Source organism: Rhizobium sp. GN54 (genome assembly GCF_021026345.1).
Lineage (GTDB): Bacteria > Pseudomonadota > Alphaproteobacteria > Rhizobiales > Rhizobiaceae > Mycoplana.
The window spans coordinates 1-17,595 of sequence record NZ_JAJNCZ010000014.1 but is presented as its reverse complement, the minus strand read 5'-3'; the positions used below and the strand labels follow the sequence as shown (position 1 = coordinate 17,595).

Below are 17,595 nucleotides of genomic sequence, written 5' to 3'. Positions count from 1 at the left end.
GGTTGGCCGCGCGAAATGCGCCGCCGGCCTCGCCTCCCGATCTAGCTTATCGGGCCCGCGCTGTCATCACCCATCGGCCGCCGCCTACTCTCTCGGCCGGTTGGTGACCGCGCCATGGGCATTGGCGCCGGGCGTGCCGGGCCAGACGAGAAAGGCCACCAGTGCGAACAGCGAGACGGCCGGCACGAACAGGCACAGCACCAGCGGCGACGGCAGCCCCATGTCGTGCAGCCGCTTCACGCTGAGCATGACCGTGGAGATGGAGGAGACGATGCCGATGGTCAAAAACAACATGGTCCAGACGGCGAACATCGGCTCCTCGTGCGGCGTCATGACCAGTTGGGTCAGGAAGGCCGACACCAGCATGAACCAGAAGCCCCAGCCGAGCGCAAACGGCATGCGGGAGACGCGGCCGGACCAGCCGAAGAAGAACCAGCTGAGGCTTGGCGGCCGGTCCGCGTCATTCATGCGTCAGTCCCGGAGCAGTTCGTTGATACCGGTCTTGGAGCGGGTCTGCTCGTCCACGCGCTTGACGATCACGGCGCAGTAGAGGTTCGGCGCCGGCTGGCCGTTCGCCATCGTCTTGTCGGACGGCAGGGAGCCTGCGACGACGACCGAATAGGGCGGCACTTCCCCATAGGTGATCTCGCCGGTGGCGCGATCGACGATCTTCGTCGACTTGCCGATGAAGACGCCCATGCCGAGAACCGAACCCTCGCGGACGATGCAACCTTCCACGACCTCCGAGCGGGCGCCGATGAAGCAGTTGTCCTCGATGATGGTCGGGCCGGCCTGCATCGGCTCCAGCACGCCGCCGATGCCGACGCCGCCGGAGAGGTGCACATGCTTGCCGATCTGCGCGCAGGAGCCGACCGTGGCCCAGGTATCGACCATGGTGCCTTCGCCGACATAGGCGCCGAGATTGACGAAGGAGGGCATCAGGATCGCGTTCGGGGCGATATAGGCCGAGCGGCGGACGACACAGTTCGGCACGGCGCGGAAGCCGGCGCGCTCGAACTCGTTGACGCTCCAGCCATCGAACTTGGAGGGAACCTTGTCCCACCAGACGGAGGCGCCCGGGCCGCCGGGGACGATCTCCATCGGGTTGAGGCGGAAGGACAGGAGCACCGCCTTCTTGAGCCACTGGTTGACCGTCCAGTTGCCGTCCGCGCCCTTCTCCGCCACCCGCGCCTTGCCGCTGTCCAGAAGGTTCAGCGAGGTTTCGACGGCATCGCGAACCTCGCCGCGCGTCGCGGTGTTGACCTGCTCGCGCTCTTCGAAGGCGCGTTCGATCGTGGCTTCAAGGGCGGCGAGATTGGAGCTGTTCATCGGAATTCCTTAAACTTCGACCACTATTCTGGTCCATCGGGACGCCGGAGGGGCACATCTATTGTCGGCAGCAGTCCTAGAGCATGATCCCGGAAAGTTGAAGCCCTTTTCCGGCGGATGATGTCGCGACGGCGCCGGCAAGATGCTACAGCCCTGCTTCGCCCGAACGAGAGTGACGAACAGGTCCGCGCCCAGGGGTCGAACAAGGGTCGAAACCGGGCGCCGACCGTATGATGGAAGAGCGAAATGGCACGACTGAAGAAGAAGAACCTCCGGCGCAAGGACGGCGTGTGGGATCCCCTGGCAGACAGCGAATTCGACAAGCACAGGGCTTCCGTCGTTCCCCAGACGCCGCAATCGATGTCGTCCGCCTATCGGCTCGCCTATATCGACGACGAGTTCCTCTGCCGCGAGGAACTGCGGCCGGTTCGCCTGCAGCTCGAACTCCTGAAGGTCGAGATGATGCTGAGCGAGCGCGGCATTAACTCCACGGTCGTGATGTTCGGCGGCGCCCGCATCCCCGCGCCCGGCATGGAGGCATGGGCGGCCCGCAACGAAACCCAGCGCAAGAACCTGGAGGCGGCGTCGGTCTACTATGACGAGGCGCGCAAGTTCGCCAAGCTGTGCTCGGAACGCTCGGCGGAGACGGGCTTCAAGGAGTTCGTGGTCGTCACGGGCGGCGGGCCCGGCGTCATGGAAGCGGGCAACCGCGGTGCCGCCGACGTCGGCGCACCGTCCATCGGGCTCAACATCGTGCTGCCGCACGAGCAGGCACCGAATGCCTTCGTCACCCCCGAGCTCAGCTTCAATTTCCACTATTTCGCCGTGCGCAAGATGCATTTCCTGCTGCGGGCCAAGGCCGTGACCGTCTTTCCGGGCGGCTTCGGCACGCTCGACGAGCTGTTCGAGACGGTGACGCTGATGCAGACCGGGCGCATGGCGCTGGTGCCGCTCATCCTGTTCGGCAAGGAATTCTGGAATTCGATCATCAACCTGGAGGCGCTCGCCGAATTCGGCACGATCTCGCCCGGCGACGTCGAGCTGATGAACTTCGTCGATACCGCCGAGGAAGCCTGGGCGATCATCGAGAATTTCTACGAGAAGCTGGACACGGAAGCGGTCGCGGCCGCGAAGTAAGGGCAGCCCTGGCATCGCCCGGGCGCAGCCGCCCGGGGCCGAAAGGACTGCTCTACCGGCCCGGCCTCACCCCTTGATCAAGCGGGAAAGGAAGCCCGTGAGGTCGGACGTGGTGTAGTCGATGTGCACGTCCTCGTCGGTGCGCTTTTCCCAGGCGTCGGTGAACTCGTGGTGCTCGTCGCGCGGCATGAGGAGCACGGTCTTCATGCCGAGCGCCTTGGGGACAAGGAGATTGCGGGGCAAGTCCTCGAACATGACGGCATGGGTCGTATCGACCCGGTGCAGCGCCATGAACTTGTCATAGGTGCTGCCGGCGGGCTTCGGCACGTATTCGGCGGCGACGATGTCGAAGATGTCGTCGAAATGGTCGAGGATGCCGAGCGCGCGCGCGGTCATCTCGGCGTGCCTGACGCTGCCGTTGGTGAAGATGAACTTGCGCCCCGGCAGCGCCCTGATCGCCTCGCCGAGCTCGAGGTCGGGCGCCAGCACGCCGTAGTCGATCGCGTGCGCCTTCTCCAGGAAGTCGGCCGGATCGATGCCGTGATGGATCATCAGCCCCTTCAGCGTCGTGCCGTGCTCCTGGTAATAGCGCTTCTGGACGGCGCGGGCCTCGTCGCGCGACAGGCCCAGGAGTGCTGAGACATAGCCCGTCATGTTGACGTCGATCTGGGCGAAGAGGTCGACGTGATGCGGATAGAGCGTGTTGTCGAGGTCGAACACCCAGTCGGTGACATGGGCGAAATCGGCTTTGCTCGGCAGCGGATGGGTCGATCGGACTTGGGTCATGGGCGTCCTTATGACACGGCTGCAACAGGAAGCAAAAAGGAATCGGCCTTGCGCCCGCAACAGCAGATTTTGCCGTGGCCGGTCGCCCGCCCAACTGATAGAGGCTGAGCTGCCGGGGCGTCCGCCTCGCGCATCACGTCCGTTCCTTTCACGCATGTCCGTCGCGGGCCGAAGCCCCCTCGGGAACATGCCCTCAGCCGGCAGCCATGGAAGCCTGGGTCGTCATCACCATCTGCGCCGCGTTCCTGCAGAACCTGCGCTCGGCGCTGCAGAAACACCTGCGCTCGTCGCTCGGCACCACCGGGGCGAGCTTCGTGCGCTTCGGCTACGGCTTTCCCGTGGCGATCGCCTACCTGGCGGCCCTCCACCATTTCGCCGGCTACGCCCTGCCGGCGCTGAACGTTCCCTTCGCCTTCTGGTCGGTGGTCGGTGGGCTTGCACAGATCTTCGCCACCATCCTGCTCGTCTATCTGTTCTCGCTGCGCAATTTCGCCGTCGGCACCGCCTATTCGAAGACCGAGCCGGTGCAGGCGGCGATCTTCGGGCTGATCCTCCTGGGCGAAAGGCTGACGCCCGGAGCCGTGGGCGCGATCGTCGTCGGCGTGATCGGGGTGATGATGATCTCGGTGGCGCGCATGCCGCTGTCGTGGCGCAACCTGCTTGCCGCCATGACCGGCAGGACGGCGCTGATCGGCATCGCCTCCGGGGCGATCTTCGGCATATCGGCCGTCGCCTACCGCTCGGCCGCGCTCTCGCTCGACGGTCCCAACCCGGTCATGCAGGCTGCGGTGACGCTGGCCTGCGTGACCACGTTCCAGACCGCCTTCATGCTCGTCTGGATGATGGCCAAGGATCCCTCCGAGATCGGCCGCGTCGCGCGCTCGTGGAGATCCTCGTCGCTCGTGGGCCTTGCCGGCGTCACCGGTTCCGCCTGCTGGTTCACCGCGATGGCGCTGCAGCAGGTGGCCTATGTGCGCGCGCTCGGGCAGATCGAACTGCTCTTCACCTTCGCCGCCTCCGTCTTCGTCTTCCGCGAGAAGATCAACCGCATGGAACTGTCCGGCTGCCTGCTGATCGTCGCCGGCATCCTGTTGCTGCTGATGTGGAAGTGAGCGGCGAGGCACGCCGCTCCCCGGATTGATCGCCCCTGCGATGGCGGCTATGAAACGGGACGACAATCGGGATGCAGGAGGACGACGGATGAGCCAGAAACAGAAGGCCGAGGCATTCTTCGCGCTGCATCGCAAGGGCGATCCGGTCATTCTCTACAACGTCTGGGACGCCGGCACGGCCAAGATCGTCGCCGCCAGCGGCGCCCGCGCGATCGCCACCGGGAGCTGGTCGGTCGCCGCTGCCGGCGGTTATTCCGACGGCGAGGGCATCCCGCTGCCGGCGCTGACGGAGATTGCACGCTCGATCGTCGCCGCCACCGACCTGCCCGTGACCATCGACTTCGAGGGCGCCTATGCGGTCGATCCCGACGAGGCGGCGCTGAACGTGGCGCGGATCCTCGACACCGGCGCGATCGGCATCAATTTCGAGGACCAGGTCGTCGGCGGCACCGGCCTGCATCCGGTCGAGCTGCAGGCACGGCGCATCGGCGCCATCCGGCAGATGACGAAGAAGCGGGACATGCCGTTCTTCATCAACGCCCGCACCGATCTGTTCCTGAAAGAGCAGGATGCCGCAAAACACGGCGGGCTGGTGGAGGCTGCGATCGAGCGGGGCCTGGCCTTTGCGGGAGCCGGCGCGGACGGCTTCTTCGTGCCCTGGCTGGCGGATGCCGACCTGATCGGGCGCATCTGCGAAGCCGTGCCACTTCCCGTCAACGTGATGATGAAGCCGGGCGCCCCGGATGCGAAGACGCTCGCGGAAGCGGGTGTCGCGCGGATCAGCTACGGCCCCGGCCCCTATCGCGCCATGACCGACTGGCTGGGCAAGCAGGCCGCCGCCGTCTACGGCACGGCCTGAAAGCCAGCAGGGCAACACGAGCGGCGGGCCTCTCCGGGCCCGCCGGTCCCGTCAGGGAACGATCAGCGTGCCGGCGCCGCGCTCGGTGAAGATTTCGAGCAGCACCGAATGGGCCGTCTTGCCGTTGAGGATGACGACGCCCTGGACGCCGGCCTTGATGGCGTCGATGCAGGTCTCGACCTTCGGGATCATGCCGCCGGAGATCGTGCCGTCCTTGATCAGTGCGCGGGCTTCCGCGACCGAAAGCTCCTTGATCAGTTCGCCCTGCTTGTTGAGGACGCCAGGGACGTCGGTGAGGAACAAGAGGCGGGTGGCGTTCAGCGCGCCCGCGATCGCGCCGGCAAACGTATCGGCGTTGATGTTGTAGGTGTGGCCGTCGCGGCCGGGCGCGACCGGCGCGATGACCGGGATCATCTCCGACTTGGCCAGCAGGTCGATCAGCGTGCGGTCGACCTCGACCACCTCGCCGACGAAGCCGAGATCGAGGATGCGCTCGATGTTGCTGTCCGGATCGACCACGGTCTTCTTCGCCTTTTCGGCAAAGACCATGTTGCCGTCCTTGCCGCACAGCCCGATCGCCCATTCGCCGGTCTGGTTGATGAGAGCGACGATCTCCTTGTTGATCGAGCCGGCCAGCACCATCTCGACGATCTCGACCGTCTTCTGGTCGGTGACGCGCAGGCCGCCCTCGAACTTCGATTCGATGCCCATCTTGGCGAGCATCGCGCCGATCTGCGGACCGCCGCCATGGACGACGATCGGGTTGACGCCGGACTGCTTCAGAAGTGCGATATCGCTCGCGAACGCCCGGCCCAGTTCCGCATTGCCCATCGCATGGCCGCCGTATTTCACGACGATGGTCTTGTTCTCGTAGCGCTGCATGTAGGGCAGAGCCTGCGTCAGCAGCCGCGCCTGCATTTCGCTGTCGGTGAGGGAGTTGTCGGTCTGGGAGCCGTCGGGCTGGGACATGGGAGGCCTCGCAAATTTGTCGGCGCCTGTTTAACGCATGTCGCGTGACGATGGAATGACGAATGATGCGGGCGGGTCGCTCTCCCTCCCCAAGCCCGCGATCGCCTGCTATCGTCCCGGCGAATCTGCCGGCATTCCCTGCCCTGCCCGCCCGAAAGGCCGCCGCCCGTGCGTGACGACGAGATTTCCTACCTGATCGGCCGCATCTGCCTGAAGGATCGCCCGGCCTTCAAACGCCTCTACGATGCCACCAGCGCAAGGCTGTTTCCGATCTGCCTGCGCATCCTCGGCAAGCGCGAGGACGCGGAGGACGCGCTGCAGGAGATCTACGTCAAGATCTGGCAGAAGGCGGACCGTTTCTCGCCGGATGCGACGAGCCCGTCGGCCTGGCTCGCCGCGATCGCGCGCAATCACGCGATCGACCTGGTCCGGGCGCGAAGACCAGTGGCAAGCGACATCGAGGAAGCATATGATATCGCCGACGCGGCGCGCGACCCGGAGGAGGCGTCCATCCTGAAATCGGAAGGCCGACGCATCGATGGCTGCATGGGCCGGCTGGAGGCGGAGAAGGCCGCAGCGGTGCGGCTCGCCTATGTCGAGGGCCTGAGCTACGAGGAACTCGCCAGCCGCTACGGCGTGCCGCTCAACACGATGAAGACCTGGCTTCGCCGAAGCCTGCTGAAACTGAGAGAGTGCCTGGGACCATGACATCGCCCGACCAGAACAGCAGGGATCCACGCCGCGACGAAGTGATCGCAGGCGAATATGTTCTCGGCGTCCTGTCGGCCGAGGACCGCCGCAAGGTGGAGGCCCGCCTGCAGAGCGACCGGGCTTTCGCTGCCATGGTGAACCGGTGGGAAGAGAACCTTTCGGCGATCAACCATGAACTGGAGACGATGTCGCCGCCGCCGCGCGTGTTCACGGCGGTCGAGCAGCGCCTCTTCGATGCCCCGCTTGCGGACACCTCCGGCGCTCGGCGCAGCATCTGGGCGTCGGTGGCATTCTGGCGCTCGGCAGCACTTGCCGGCTTCGCCTTCTCCATGGCGCTATTGGCACTGGGGCCGGAAATCTTCGCGCCGCCGGAGCGCCCGCAGGAGATGATCGCCGAGCTTTCCGGCTCCGACAACCCGATCAGCCTCATGGCGCACTACGACGCCGCAAGGGGCGTGCTGACCATGACGCCGGCGGCGACGCGGCAGGACGGCGGGAAGTCTCTCGAACTGTGGCTGGTGGAGGACGGCAAGACGCCGGTTTCGCTCGGCGTCCTGTCGCAATCCGGAGACGGGACCCTGATGGTCCCCGAGGCCATGCGGCCGATGATGAACGCCGGCGCCGTCCTTGCCGTCAGTGTCGAACCGCTGGGCGGCTCGCCGACCGGCACGGCAACCGGCCCGATGGTCGCATCCGGCCGGGCGAGAAGCTTCTGAACGGCGCAGCATTGCGCAGACGGCCGGCCGGAAAGGCGAAAGGCCGCCGACAGGGTGCGGCGGCCTCGGACCGGGTATATCAGGCGGCGGGTGTCGCCGGAGCCGCAGCGCCGACCCCCGAGAGAGCCTCCTGAAGCCTCTTTTCCTGTTCCGGCGACAGCGATGTCTTGAGGACACGGCCGCGCAGGCCCTGGAACTCGGCCATCACCTTTTCGGGCTGGACCTTGCGCACGAGCACGAACAGGGCGGAGGAATTGTTCGGAATCGTATCGCCCAGCGACTTGATGAAATTGTCGTCGATGCCGTAGTCGCTCAGCGATCCGGACAGCGCGCCGGCACCGGCGCCGACGGCGCCGCCGATGGCGAAGCCGGCCAGCGGGTTCAGGAACAGCAGCCCGACGAGACCGCCCCACAGCGCGCCGGACAACAGGCCCGTGGAGGCGCCGATGGCGGTCAGGTTGAGGCTCTGCTTCAGATGGACCTTTCCGGCCTCGTCGCGCACGACGACGACGGCGTCCTCGAGATCGATCAGGTACTCCTTCTTCAGGCCCGCCAGCTTGACGAGAACCTTGTCGGCCTCGTCCGGCGTATCAAATCCCACTACGATCAGATCGGACATCAGTATCTCCCTCTTGAAATCGCATCGGCGGGCGCCGATCGCGGTGAACGCGCAATGCCCCTTGGACCCGGTCGGTCGGCGACGAAGGCCGCTTGCGCATGTGACGTGCATCATCCCTCACGCGTCGCGAAAGACGCGCGATGCAACAGGACATAGGGCACATTCGATGACGGGCCAGTGACGCAGGTCAAGAGTTTTGCGCGTTTGCCTCTTCAGCGCGCGATCGTCGCCTCGATCGCGCCGCGCAGCATGTCGAGGCCGCGGCCCTTTTCCGAGGAGGTCGAGAGCACCTCCGGATAGGCTGCCGGCCGCTTGCGGATCTTTTCGGTCGTCTCGGCGACGAGCCTCGGGACCCCCGCCTCCTTGATCTTGTCCGTCTTGGTCAGGACGAGCTGGTAGGAGACGGCCGCCTTGTCGAGAAGGTCGAAGACGTCCTCGTCGTTCTTCTTGATGCCGTGGCGGCTGTCGACCAGCACGTAGACGCGCTTCAGCGTAGAGCGGCCGCGCAAATAGTCGAAGACGAGCTTCGTCCAGGCGTCGACCTGTTCCTTCGGCGCCTGCGCGTAGCCGTAGCCGGGCATGTCGACCAGCGCCATCGGCGGCAGGTCGCCTTCGGCGCCGGAATAGCCATCGGGCACGAAATAGTTCAGTTCCTGGGTGCGGCCCGGTGTGTTGGACGTGCGTGCCAGGCCCTTGTGGCCGACGAGCGCATTGATCAGCGAGGACTTTCCGACGTTCGAACGGCCGGCGAAGGCGATCTCCGGCGGGCCTTCCGGCGGCAGGAACTTCATCGCTGGAACGCCGCGGATGAAGATCCACGGACGCCCGAAGAGCGGCTTGTCCTCGCCGGAATGTGTCGCTGTCATCGTCTGGCCTTCCCGAGCTGTTCGCCCGGCTTCACGGTTTTGCCCCGCAATGTCAAGCGGCAAGCGCAGCTCGTCGCTGGCGCCACATCTCCCGGCCGAGATAGCAAAGAAGCGCTGCGAGTACGATCGCGCCGCCCACGACGGTGCGCTCGCCCGGCACCTCGCCGTGGAAGAGGGCCACCCAGAGCGGCGCCAGCACCGTCTCGGCCGTGCCGAGCAGGGCGGCGAGCGCCGAGGGGATCAGCCTTGCGCCGGTGACGAACAGGGCCAGGCCGAGGCCGAAATTGAGCGCGCCGAAGATGACGAGGATGCCGAGCTCCGGCGCGGTGACGGCGAAGCCCGTGGCCTGCGAGGCGGCGACGACGCCGGCGATCGCCGTGCCGGTGAACACGGCCGGCGTCATCCGGACATGGGAGAAGCGCCGGGTGACGACGGTCGCGGTTGCGAAGGCGAACGCGATCAGGAGCGCCAGCGCGTCGCCGAGCGGCGAGACACGCCCGGTGATCGAGCCGGAGACCATGATGCCGACGCCGAGGATGACCGCCGCGATCGCGACCCAGGTGGCGGCTGCGATGCGCTCGCCGAACAGGACGCGACACATCAGGGCGGCGATCAGCGGAACACTCGCCTGGATGAGGACCACGTTGGCCACCGTGGTATAGGCCAGCGCCAGGATAAACGAGGTCGATGCGGTGGCAAAGCAGAGGCCGACGGCCAGGCCCGGCAGGCCCATGCCGGCAAAGAGCGCCCAGGTGCCGCGCACGCCGTCCCGCAGCAGCATGAAGACAAGGAGGAAGAGGGCGGCAAACAGCGATCGCCAGAAGATGACGGTCCAGCCGTCGTCGATGTCGAGAAGCCGCGCGAGCATGCCGCCGAAGCTCCAAACGATCGCGGCGGCGAGCACCAGCGTGGCGCCATAGCCCTGGTTGCGGGCATCGGTACTGGCGGAGGACGGCGAAACCTCGGACGTGGACATGATCGTGCTCGCAGGAGTGGACGTCAGGATACTGGCAGGCCGCCGGCCAAGAGGCGCACGCGGCAGCGACGCGGCGACGTCGCAACGGGCACAGGCCAGAACGAGGAAGCCCCGGCGAACCGGGGCTTCGAGACGTCTCTGGGGAGGCCGGCTACTTCGCCGGATCCGGTTTCTTGCCGAACAGCCCCTTCAGATTGCTGAACAGTTCCACCTTGACGCCATGGCGGCGCATGATGATCGCCTGCTGGATGATAGAGAGCGTGTTGTTCCAGGCCCAGTAGATCACGAGGCCGGCCGGGAAGCTCGCCAGCATGAAGGTGAAGACCACCGGCATCCAGGTGAAGATCATCGCCTGGGTCGGGTCCGGCGGTGTCGGGTTCATGCGCATCTGCAGGAACATGGTGACACCCATGATCAGCGGCCAGACGCCGATGAGCAGCATGTGCGGCACCTCGAACGGCAAGAGGCCGAACAGGTTGAAGATCGAGGTCGGATCGGGGGCCGACAGGTCCTGGATCCAGCCGAAGAACGGCGCGTGGCGCATCTCGATGGTGATGTAGATAACTTTGTAGAGCGCAAAGAAGACCGGGATCTGCAACAGGATCGGCCAGCAGCCCGCCAGAGGATTGATCTTTTCCTCCTTGTAGAGCGCCATCATCGCCTGCTGCAGGCCCATCTTGTCGTCGCCGAACTTGGCCTTCAGTTCCTCCATCTTCGGCTGGAGCCGCTTCATATTCGCCATGGAGGCGTACTGCTTGCTGGCGAGCGGGAAGAACACGCCCTTGACGACGATCGTGGTGATCAGGATGGCCACGCCGAAATTGCCGAAATAGCGGAAGAAGAAGTCCAGCATCTGGAACATCGGCTTGGTGAAGAACCAGAACCAGCCCCAGTCGATCATCAGGTCGAAGCGCGGGATGGACAGCGACGTCTTGTAGCCGTCGATAACAGGCACTTCCTTGGCGCCGCCGAACAGCATGTTCTTGACTTCACCGGTCTGCCCCGGCGCGATCGTGATCGCGTCCTGGCGGAAGTCGGCCTGGAAGCGCGGGCGCCCGTCGGTGAAATGCGAGAAGCGGGTTTCATAGGGGGTCGCCTGCGGCGGAATCAGGGCGGTCGCCCAGTACTTGTCGGTGATGCCGAGCCAGCCGCTCGTCGCCCTGCCGGGCGCAACGGTCGTCTCCTCCTCGGTATCGGAATAGCTGACCTCGTGCAGCCCAAGCTCGCCGAGATAGCCGATGAAGCCCTCGTGCAGGACATAGATGCTCGGCGTCGTCGGCTTGGTGAAGCGGGTGATGCGGCCGTAGCTGGAGAGCGACAGCGGCGCGCCGGTGGCATTCTCGATCTGGTCGGTGACCTGGAACATGTAATGCTCGTCCACGGAGATCGTGCGGACGAAGCGGATGTTCTTGTCGTTGGTGTAGCTGAGCGTGATCGGGGTGGTGGTGGTGAGCTTGCCGGTGCCTTCCTGCGTCCAGACCGTCTGCGGACCGGGAACCTGGCCGGTCGTCTCGTTGCCGACATAGGCGACCTCGGCGAAATAGCCGTGCTCGGTTTCGGCCGGGCTGAGAAGCGTGATGATCGGGCTCGAGCGATCGACGGTCTCGTGGTACTCGCGCAGCTTCAGGTCGTCGAAGCGTGCGCCGGTAAGGTTGATGGACCCGAGCAGCGAGCCCGTCTCGATCTGGACGCGCGCGCTCTGGACAGGCGCTGCCTGCGCGCTTTCCGTGGCGGCACCGGGAACGGCGCCGGCTGCGGGCGTCGATGCCGCGGTCGTTCCCTGCGGGGTGACCGGATTGTCCTTGTCCAGTTCCGCCTGCATCTCGGCGACCGAGCGGTCGCGCTCGATCTTCGGATTGACGTAGAGGAACTGCCAGGCGATCAGGATCAGCACCGACAGCGCAATCGCCACGAAATAATTGCGGTTGTTTTCCATCATTCTTTCCCGGGGCCGGAGGGAGCCGGCCTCTTGTGTTTCTGCCTGTTGCTGATGCGCTCGCGGAGGCGATCCTGGAGTTCGGCAAAGCCCGCATGGAGAATGTCGCGTCTGGCGACGATGACATAGTCGTGTCCGGGCGCCATTGCAAACCCGGCCGACAGACGCACCGCTTCCCTCAGGCGCCGGCGCATCCGGTTCCGTTCGACGGCATTGCCGTGTTTCTTGGTGACGGTGAAACCGACGCGCGGGGGAGCGTCCGGCTCGTGCCGGTCGCGCATCTCCAGAAGGAACAGCGGCCCTTTGCGCTTTTCTCCCTCCCGCACATAAAGAAACTGCGGGCGGCTTTTCAGCCGTCCGACAGTCAATTTTTCGTCATTCTTGGTCATTGCCCGGCTCTCGCTTCGGGCAAGCGCGGCGTTTAGGCCGAAAGACGCTTGCGACCGCGTGCACGGCGAGCGGAGAGAACCGCGCGACCGCCCTTGGTGGCCATACGGGCACGGAAGCCGTGACGACGCTTGCGAACAAGCTTGGAAGGCTGATAGGTACGCTTCGACATTTATTTTAACACCGCGGTGTGCGGCCCTTCTTGGGTTTGCGTTTAAGCAAGGAGCGTTACGTTTGCGGACGCATTCGCCGTCGCCGAAGTGACGGCCCGTCCGGACGTGCGCGGCTTATAAGGGGAAAGGCCGGGAAAAGTCAATTCCGGGCTGAAAATCCGGACCCCGTGCCGAAATGATTAACACAACGCGGCCATTTCTTGTCTTCCTGGTGGCGAAGACCCCCGCCCGCCTCACGTAACGTAAGGCGAAGCCGCTGTTTTTCCTGACGAATATCAATAGGCAAATGCGGCGGCAGGGCCCTAACATTAGCTTTCGTTAGAATTCTCATTAACTTTTAAAGGGTAAAACGGAGCACGTACACGGTGCGGCTGCCGCTGCATTCGTTCGACAGTGGCAACGGAGGAACCGTCCATGAAAATACGTGCGAAGATCTATCTTATCGTCGGGCTGATGGGGATGCTGTCCGTCCTCATCGGCGCAATGGGGCTTCTGGTCGTCCAGCAGTACGACCAGAAGCTGCGCGAATACGAGACGGCCGCCGACCGCGCCTTCCTCGGCGAGCACCTCAACCGGCAGGTTACCGCCGTGGTAATGGAAGCGCGCGGCATCTATGCCTCGCCGACGACCGAGCAGGCCCAGAAATTCGCCGACGGCATCCGCAAGGAACTGGACGGGATCGACCAGACCCTGACCAGCTGGCGCCCGAAGGTTCCCGCCGACCAGATCGCCCCCTTTGATGCCGTCGTCGCCCGCGCGGCCGAATTCCGGATGTTCCGCGCGGAGACGGCACGCCTCGGCACCGAGGTGTCGCCGCAGGCCGCCAACGAACAGGGCAACAACGAGGCCAACCGCGCCAACCGCAAGGCTTTCCAGCAGGAGATCGACGCCGTCGTCGAGATCGACCGCGAAGACCTGAACGCGATCAAGGCGGACATTTCCGATTTCAAGATGCTGATGCTGACGGCGGTGCTGGCCACCGTGGTGATCGGCCTTGCCGCCGGCGGCGGCGCCGCCTTCTACGTGGCGACCAACCAGATCAGCCGGCCGATCCAGAACGTCACGGCGACGATGAAGCAGCTCGCAGGCGGCGACCTTTCGACCGAAGTGCCCTATGCCGGACGCAAGGACGAGATCGGCGAGATGGCCGCAGCCGTTTCGGTGTTCCGCCAGAACGCCATCGAGGTGCACGACCTGAACGCACAGGAACAGGTGCTGCGCGAAAAGAGCGCCGACCTGCAGTCCTCGATCGCCACCGTCGTGCATGCCGCAGCCGCAGGCGACTTCAAGCAGCGCATCGACAAGGACTACGGCAACGACGACCTCAACCGTTTCGCCGCAGGCGTCAACGAACTCGTCAGCAGCGTCGACACCGGCATCAACGAGACGCGCCGCGTCATCGCAGCGCTGGCGGACGGCGACCTCACCGGCTCGATGAGTGGCTCCTTCCAGGGCGCGTTCGCCGAGCTGCAGACCAACGTCAACAATACGCTGGCGACGCTGCAGAAGGCGATGCGCGAGGTCAGGGCCTCCACCGATTCGATCAATGCCAACTCCGGCGAGTTGCGCACCGCGTCCGACGACCTCTCCAAGCGGACCGAACAGCAGGCCGCAGCGCTCGAGGAGACCTCCGCGGCCCTGGAAGAGATCACCGCGGCCGTCAAGAACTCGACCGACCGGGCACAGGAAGCCACCATCATGGTGGGCGAGGCGACCCAGAGCGCCAAGCAGTCCGGCGAGGTGGTGCGCAACGCGGTCGACGCCATGGGCCGTATCGAGCAGGCATCCAACGAGATCACGCAGATCATCAACGTGATCGACGAGATCGCCTTCCAGACCAACCTGCTGGCGCTGAACGCCGGCGTCGAGGCGGCGCGTGCGGGGGATGCGGGCAAGGGCTTTGCCGTGGTCGCCCAGGAAGTGCGCGAACTGGCGCAGCGCGCCGCAAGCGCTGCCAAGGACATCAAGGGGCTCATCAACAAGTCGAGCGAGGAAGTCGCGACCGGTGTCCGCTATGTCCAGGCCACCGGCACATCGCTCGCCGACATCGAGACCCGCGTGCTGAAGATCAACGACCACATCCACTCGATCGCGACCGCGGCCCGCGAGCAGGCCACCGGCCTGCAGGAGGTCTCGACCGCCGTCAACCAGATGGACCAGGTGACGCAGCACAATGCCGCCATGGTGGAGGAAAGCTCGGCTGCGACCCACAAGCTGAAGGCCGAGGCCGACAGCCTGGCGAGCCTGGTCTCCCGGTTCCGCACCGGCGAGGGACAGGTCGCCGTCGCCCAGGCCAGCCACCGCCCGGTCGAATCGCCGGCGCGGCGGATCATCGGCAACGTCGCCCGCGCCTTCACCAGCCGCGGCAACGCAGCCGTCGCCGCCAGCCCGGAAGGCTGGGAAGAATTCTGACCCCGGCCAGGGTCCGATTAAGAGACCTGAAGGTGGCGGATCTTCTTCCGCCACCTTTTTTGTTGCCTCCGCAAAGCGGAGACACCACACCCTCGAGCCTCCTCCATTGGACAGGCAGGCCATATCCGCTATGATTGCGACCATGCGATGCGCGGGCGACCTTTTCGGCAGGTGCCCGCCATCGGCAGGCGCGGCGACCAGGGAAGCCTGGACGTGGCGAGCCTCCTGAAGGGACTTGAAGAATTCCGTGTTGAAATGCCGCTGTGACCCGCGAGATGGCCGGGAGTTCGCGATGAAGGACAACGAAGCCGCCCCGATGCTGGGCAATGTGCCGATGCCGAGTGCCATGAAGGGACTGTCCGGGCGTCTGCTGCTTTTGACGGTCGCCTTCATCGTGCTCGCCGAAGTCCTGATCTTTGCCCCGTCGATCGCGAACATGCGAGTGCGCTGGCTGAGCGACCGGCTGAACGTCGCCGCGGCGGCGGCGATCGTCGCGGACGGCTTCCCGCAGCAGGACCTGACCCGGGCCCTGCAGGACGAGACGCTGATGGCGACCGGGACCAAGGCGATCGTGCTGCGCCGCCACGACGCCGCCCGCCTCGTCGCCGTCGCCGACATCCCGCCCAAGGTGGACGCGCAATACGATCTCTCGGCCGTCGAGCCGATCTCGGCCATCTGTGCCGCGCTGGATACCCTGTTCTTCGGCGGCGACCGCATCATCCGCGCCTACGGCCCGCTCGGCGACAGCGGCACGACGATCGAGGTGGTGCTGACGGACAAGGCGCTGCGCAAGGCGATGCTCTCCTTCGCCTGGACGGTCTTCCTGCTCACGACCGTGCTTTCGGCGATCACCGGCGGCCTGATCTTCCTGACCATCAACCGGATGCTGGTCCGGCCGATCCGCAGCATGACCGGCAACATGCGCGACTTCGCGGCCGACCCTTCCGATCCGACCCGCATCCTCAAGCCCTCCGGCGGACAGGACGAACTCGCCGTCGCCGCCGTCCACCTGGCGGAGATGCAGAGGGCGCTGCAGGGAACGCTGAAGGAGCAGAAGAACCTCGCCGACCTCGGCCTTGCGGTGTCCAAGATCAACCACGACATGCGCAACATTCTCTCTTCGGCCCAGCTGATGTCGGACAGGCTCGCCGATGTCGACGATCCCGTCGTCAAGCGCTTCGCGCCGAAGCTTCTGAGGACGATCGACCGGGCCGTGGGCTATACGACGGACGTGCTCTCCTACGGCCGGATGCAGGAGCCGGCGCCGCGCCGCCGCTTCGTGCCGCTGGCGCCGCTCGTCGCCGACGTCTCCGAGATGCTCTCGATCGATCCGGTCTCGGGCGTCGACTTCGTCATGGAGGTGGAGGCGGGGCTGGAGGTAGATGCGGACAGCGAACAGCTCTTCCGGGTGATCCATAATCTCTGCCGCAATGCCGTCGAGGCGCTGACGCAGCATCCGGGCCGCGGCCATGGCTATCTGACCGTGTCGGCGGTCCGCACGGGCAGCGTCGTCTCGATCACCGTCGACGACACCGGGCCCGGCATGCCGCCCAAGGCGCGCGAGAACCTGTTTGCCGCGTTTCGCGGATCGGCCCGCTCCGGGGGCACCGGGCTCGGTCTGGCGATTGCCCGCGAACTCGTGCTCGCCCATGGCGGCACGATCGCGCTGGTGGAGAAGGCGACGGAAGGCACCCAGTTCCGCATCGAACTGCCGGATCGCCCCGTTCCGCTGGCCGCCTTCCGCAACAGGGCATCCTGAACGCCTTTCGATCGTCCCGCTCTGCCGCGCCCATCTGATCGTCCGCGGCGTGCCTGTCGGCGCCGCAAGACCGACGGGAAACGTGCACGACATGCTGGAGGCCCGGCTGTCGCAGCGCCCCTTCGCGCGATCACCGGCTCAGGGGGATTTGAACCAGGGGATTTGAACTTTTTTCGCAGAAGGCGCTTGCATTAGCGCGACGGACCCAGTAGGAGATCGCTCGCAGCCGGGCAACACGCCCACCGCTGAAAACGCACCCGTAGCTCAGCTGGATAGAGCACCAGACTACGAATCTGGGGGTCAGGAGTTCGAATCTCTTCGGGTGCGCCATTTTTCCAATGACTTAGGCATACCTCCGGTCTCTCGTCAGAAGAGAAACAGGGAAGATGTAATGACCCTGTAATGAGCTTTTGCTCGTTGTAAGGGTAGCCTAAGCGTCACTTACCCTACTGCATCCCGTTGTAATGACACTGGTCATGGCACTAAGCGGATCTCTCTAGGCTTCCCTCTCCAATAGCGCTGAGACACATAGTCTTAGCTACGCTAACAGCACCTCATTGACTCATAGAGACTCGTACAAGGGCATCCTGTTGTGATGGCTAGCGATGTAGTCTGTCTATCGGATGGCTCTCAGTGGCCTTCTGTGAGTCAAGGAGAGTGGTTCTCTGTGTCACCTTCCCCTGAGGAAAGCGTAAGGGGGTAGGAGGGGGGACTAGGGGTGCCTTGTGTGTTTCGGCATGGAATAAGGACCCCGCACATGGGGTGATCGGCGTCCAAACGGGACCCCCATCTGCGATGGGGTTACAACAGCCTCCGGTTTCATCGGAGGCTTTTTATTTGGATGCTTG

The 17,595-nt window shown here is 65.1% G+C and carries 17 protein-coding genes and 1 tRNA gene; 8 read left to right on the top strand and 10 right to left on the bottom strand.

All coding sequences use genetic code 11. The features are described 5' to 3' along the window. Window positions 1-84 precede the first annotated feature (84 nt). Both LQK81_RS24020 and dapD read right to left on the bottom strand, forming a co-directional pair. Entirely contained in the window at window positions 85-468 is a 384-nt protein-coding gene (locus LQK81_RS24020; RefSeq protein ID WP_230808944.1) for a DUF805 domain-containing protein, read from the bottom strand. Window positions 469-471: 3 nt separating this feature from the next. Further along, complete coding sequence (gene dapD, locus LQK81_RS24015) at window positions 472-1,329, bottom strand: 2,3,4,5-tetrahydropyridine-2,6-dicarboxylate N-succinyltransferase (RefSeq protein WP_230808943.1); 858 nt, start codon at window positions 1,327-1,329, stop codon at window positions 472-474. Between the two features lie 246 nt (window positions 1,330-1,575). Between dapD and LQK81_RS24010 the strand changes: the two genes are divergently transcribed. Next, window positions 1,576-2,466 (top strand): LOG family protein, encoded by an 891-nt coding sequence (locus tag LQK81_RS24010; protein WP_230808942.1) that lies wholly within the window; start codon window positions 1,576-1,578, stop codon window positions 2,464-2,466. 66 nt (window positions 2,467-2,532) lie between these two features. Here LQK81_RS24010 and LQK81_RS24005 read toward each other — a convergent pair whose 3' ends face one another. Next, the gene (locus LQK81_RS24005) at window positions 2,533-3,252 is read right to left on the bottom strand and encodes a pyrimidine 5'-nucleotidase (protein ID WP_230808941.1); all 720 of its coding nucleotides are present in this window, start codon (window positions 3,250-3,252) and stop codon (window positions 2,533-2,535) included. A gap of 206 nt (window positions 3,253-3,458) precedes the next feature. Here LQK81_RS24005 and LQK81_RS24000 point away from each other — a divergent pair, with 206 nt between their 5' ends. Next, a complete protein-coding gene (locus LQK81_RS24000; protein WP_230808940.1) occupies window positions 3,459-4,364 on the top strand; it encodes an EamA family transporter in 906 nt (301 codons plus the stop codon). Between the two features lie 88 nt (window positions 4,365-4,452). Then, a complete protein-coding gene (locus tag LQK81_RS23995) occupies window positions 4,453-5,223 on the top strand; it encodes an isocitrate lyase/PEP mutase family protein (protein WP_230808939.1) in 771 nt (256 codons plus the stop codon). A 51-nt stretch (window positions 5,224-5,274) separates the two neighbouring features. Here the strand turns inward: LQK81_RS23995 and argB are convergent, their stop codons facing one another. After that, window positions 5,275-6,192 (bottom strand): acetylglutamate kinase, encoded by a 918-nt coding sequence (gene argB / locus LQK81_RS23990; protein ID WP_230808938.1) that lies wholly within the window; start codon window positions 6,190-6,192, stop codon window positions 5,275-5,277. Between the two features lie 168 nt (window positions 6,193-6,360). On the opposite strand from argB, the gene LQK81_RS23985 reads away from it, so the two are divergent. Together LQK81_RS23985 and LQK81_RS23980 are read left to right on the top strand one after the other, a co-directional pair. Then, window positions 6,361-6,900, top strand: coding sequence for a sigma-70 family RNA polymerase sigma factor (locus LQK81_RS23985; RefSeq protein ID WP_230808937.1), 540 nt, complete (start codon window positions 6,361-6,363; stop codon window positions 6,898-6,900). Then, window positions 6,897-7,619, top strand: a complete 723-nt coding sequence (locus tag LQK81_RS23980; RefSeq protein WP_230808936.1) for an anti-sigma factor — start codon at window positions 6,897-6,899, stop codon at window positions 7,617-7,619. The genes LQK81_RS23985 and LQK81_RS23980 overlap by 4 nt, the downstream gene beginning before the upstream one ends. 79 nt (window positions 7,620-7,698) lie before the next feature. Here LQK81_RS23980 and LQK81_RS23975 read toward each other — a convergent pair whose 3' ends face one another. The 6 genes from LQK81_RS23975 to rpmH all read right to left on the bottom strand — a co-directional run bounded on the left by LQK81_RS23975 (window position 7,699) and on the right by rpmH (window position 12,575). After that, a complete protein-coding gene (locus tag LQK81_RS23975; RefSeq protein WP_230808935.1) occupies window positions 7,699-8,238 on the bottom strand; it encodes a DUF1269 domain-containing protein in 540 nt (179 codons plus the stop codon). Between the two features lie 212 nt (window positions 8,239-8,450). Continuing rightward, window positions 8,451-9,104, bottom strand: coding sequence for a ribosome biogenesis GTP-binding protein YihA/YsxC (yihA, locus tag LQK81_RS23970; RefSeq protein ID WP_230808934.1), 654 nt, complete (start codon window positions 9,102-9,104; stop codon window positions 8,451-8,453). Window positions 9,105-9,156: 52 nt separating this feature from the next. Continuing rightward, complete coding sequence (locus tag LQK81_RS23965) at window positions 9,157-10,080, bottom strand: DMT family transporter (RefSeq protein WP_230808933.1); 924 nt, start codon at window positions 10,078-10,080, stop codon at window positions 9,157-9,159. Window positions 10,081-10,231: 151 nt separating this feature from the next. Further along, window positions 10,232-12,016, bottom strand: coding sequence for a membrane protein insertase YidC (yidC, locus tag LQK81_RS23960; RefSeq protein ID WP_230808932.1), 1,785 nt, complete (start codon window positions 12,014-12,016; stop codon window positions 10,232-10,234). Next, the gene (rnpA, locus tag LQK81_RS23955; RefSeq protein ID WP_230808931.1) at window positions 12,016-12,405 is read right to left on the bottom strand and encodes a ribonuclease P protein component; all 390 of its coding nucleotides are present in this window, start codon (window positions 12,403-12,405) and stop codon (window positions 12,016-12,018) included. The genes yidC and rnpA overlap by 1 nt, the downstream gene beginning before the upstream one ends. A gap of 32 nt (window positions 12,406-12,437) precedes the next feature. Beyond that, window positions 12,438-12,575, bottom strand: a complete 138-nt coding sequence (gene rpmH, locus LQK81_RS23950) for a 50S ribosomal protein L34 (RefSeq protein WP_108001706.1) — start codon at window positions 12,573-12,575, stop codon at window positions 12,438-12,440. A 415-nt stretch (window positions 12,576-12,990) separates the two neighbouring features. Here rpmH and LQK81_RS23945 point away from each other — a divergent pair, with 415 nt between their 5' ends. The 3 genes from LQK81_RS23945 to LQK81_RS23935 all read left to right on the top strand — a co-directional run bounded on the left by LQK81_RS23945 (window position 12,991) and on the right by LQK81_RS23935 (window position 17,077). After that, window positions 12,991-14,988: a methyl-accepting chemotaxis protein gene (locus LQK81_RS23945; protein WP_230808930.1), complete on the top strand. Its 1,998-nt coding sequence runs from the start codon at window positions 12,991-12,993 to the stop codon at window positions 14,986-14,988. 292 nt (window positions 14,989-15,280) lie between these two features. After that, window positions 15,281-16,747 carry a sensor histidine kinase gene (locus LQK81_RS23940; RefSeq protein ID WP_230808929.1) on the top strand — a complete coding sequence of 489 codons (1,467 nt, stop codon included), beginning with the start codon at window positions 15,281-15,283 and terminating at the stop codon, window positions 16,745-16,747. Window positions 16,748-17,000: 253 nt separating this feature from the next. Continuing rightward, a tRNA-Arg gene (locus LQK81_RS23935) sits at window positions 17,001-17,077 on the top strand. The last annotated feature ends 518 nt before the right edge of the window (window positions 17,078-17,595 follow it).

Coding starts and splice junctions, on each gene's coding strand:
- LQK81_RS24020 (WP_230808944.1), bottom strand. CDS start 468: ATGAATGACGCGGACCGGCCGCCAAGCCTCAGCTGGTTCTTCTTCGGC.
- dapD (WP_230808943.1), bottom strand. CDS start 1,329: ATGAACAGCTCCAATCTCGCCGCCCTTGAAGCCACGATCGAACGCGCC.
- LQK81_RS24010 (WP_230808942.1), top strand. CDS start 1,576: ATGGCACGACTGAAGAAGAAGAACCTCCGGCGCAAGGACGGCGTGTGG.
- LQK81_RS24005 (WP_230808941.1), bottom strand. CDS start 3,252: ATGACCCAAGTCCGATCGACCCATCCGCTGCCGAGCAAAGCCGATTTC.
- LQK81_RS24000 (WP_230808940.1), top strand. CDS start 3,459: ATGGAAGCCTGGGTCGTCATCACCATCTGCGCCGCGTTCCTGCAGAAC.
- LQK81_RS23995 (WP_230808939.1), top strand. CDS start 4,453: ATGAGCCAGAAACAGAAGGCCGAGGCATTCTTCGCGCTGCATCGCAAG.
- argB (WP_230808938.1), bottom strand. CDS start 6,192: ATGTCCCAGCCCGACGGCTCCCAGACCGACAACTCCCTCACCGACAGC.
- LQK81_RS23980 (WP_230808936.1), top strand. CDS start 6,897: ATGACATCGCCCGACCAGAACAGCAGGGATCCACGCCGCGACGAAGTG.
- LQK81_RS23975 (WP_230808935.1), bottom strand. CDS start 8,238: ATGTCCGATCTGATCGTAGTGGGATTTGATACGCCGGACGAGGCCGAC.
- yihA (WP_230808934.1), bottom strand. CDS start 9,104: ATGACAGCGACACATTCCGGCGAGGACAAGCCGCTCTTCGGGCGTCCG.
- LQK81_RS23965 (WP_230808933.1), bottom strand. CDS start 10,080: ATGTCCACGTCCGAGGTTTCGCCGTCCTCCGCCAGTACCGATGCCCGC.
- yidC (WP_230808932.1), bottom strand. CDS start 12,016: ATGGAAAACAACCGCAATTATTTCGTGGCGATTGCGCTGTCGGTGCTG.
- rnpA (WP_230808931.1), bottom strand. CDS start 12,405: ATGACCAAGAATGACGAAAAATTGACTGTCGGACGGCTGAAAAGCCGC.
- rpmH (WP_108001706.1), bottom strand. CDS start 12,575: ATGTCGAAGCGTACCTATCAGCCTTCCAAGCTTGTTCGCAAGCGTCGT.
- LQK81_RS23945 (WP_230808930.1), top strand. CDS start 12,991: ATGAAAATACGTGCGAAGATCTATCTTATCGTCGGGCTGATGGGGATG.
- LQK81_RS23940 (WP_230808929.1), top strand. CDS start 15,281: ATGAAGGACAACGAAGCCGCCCCGATGCTGGGCAATGTGCCGATGCCG.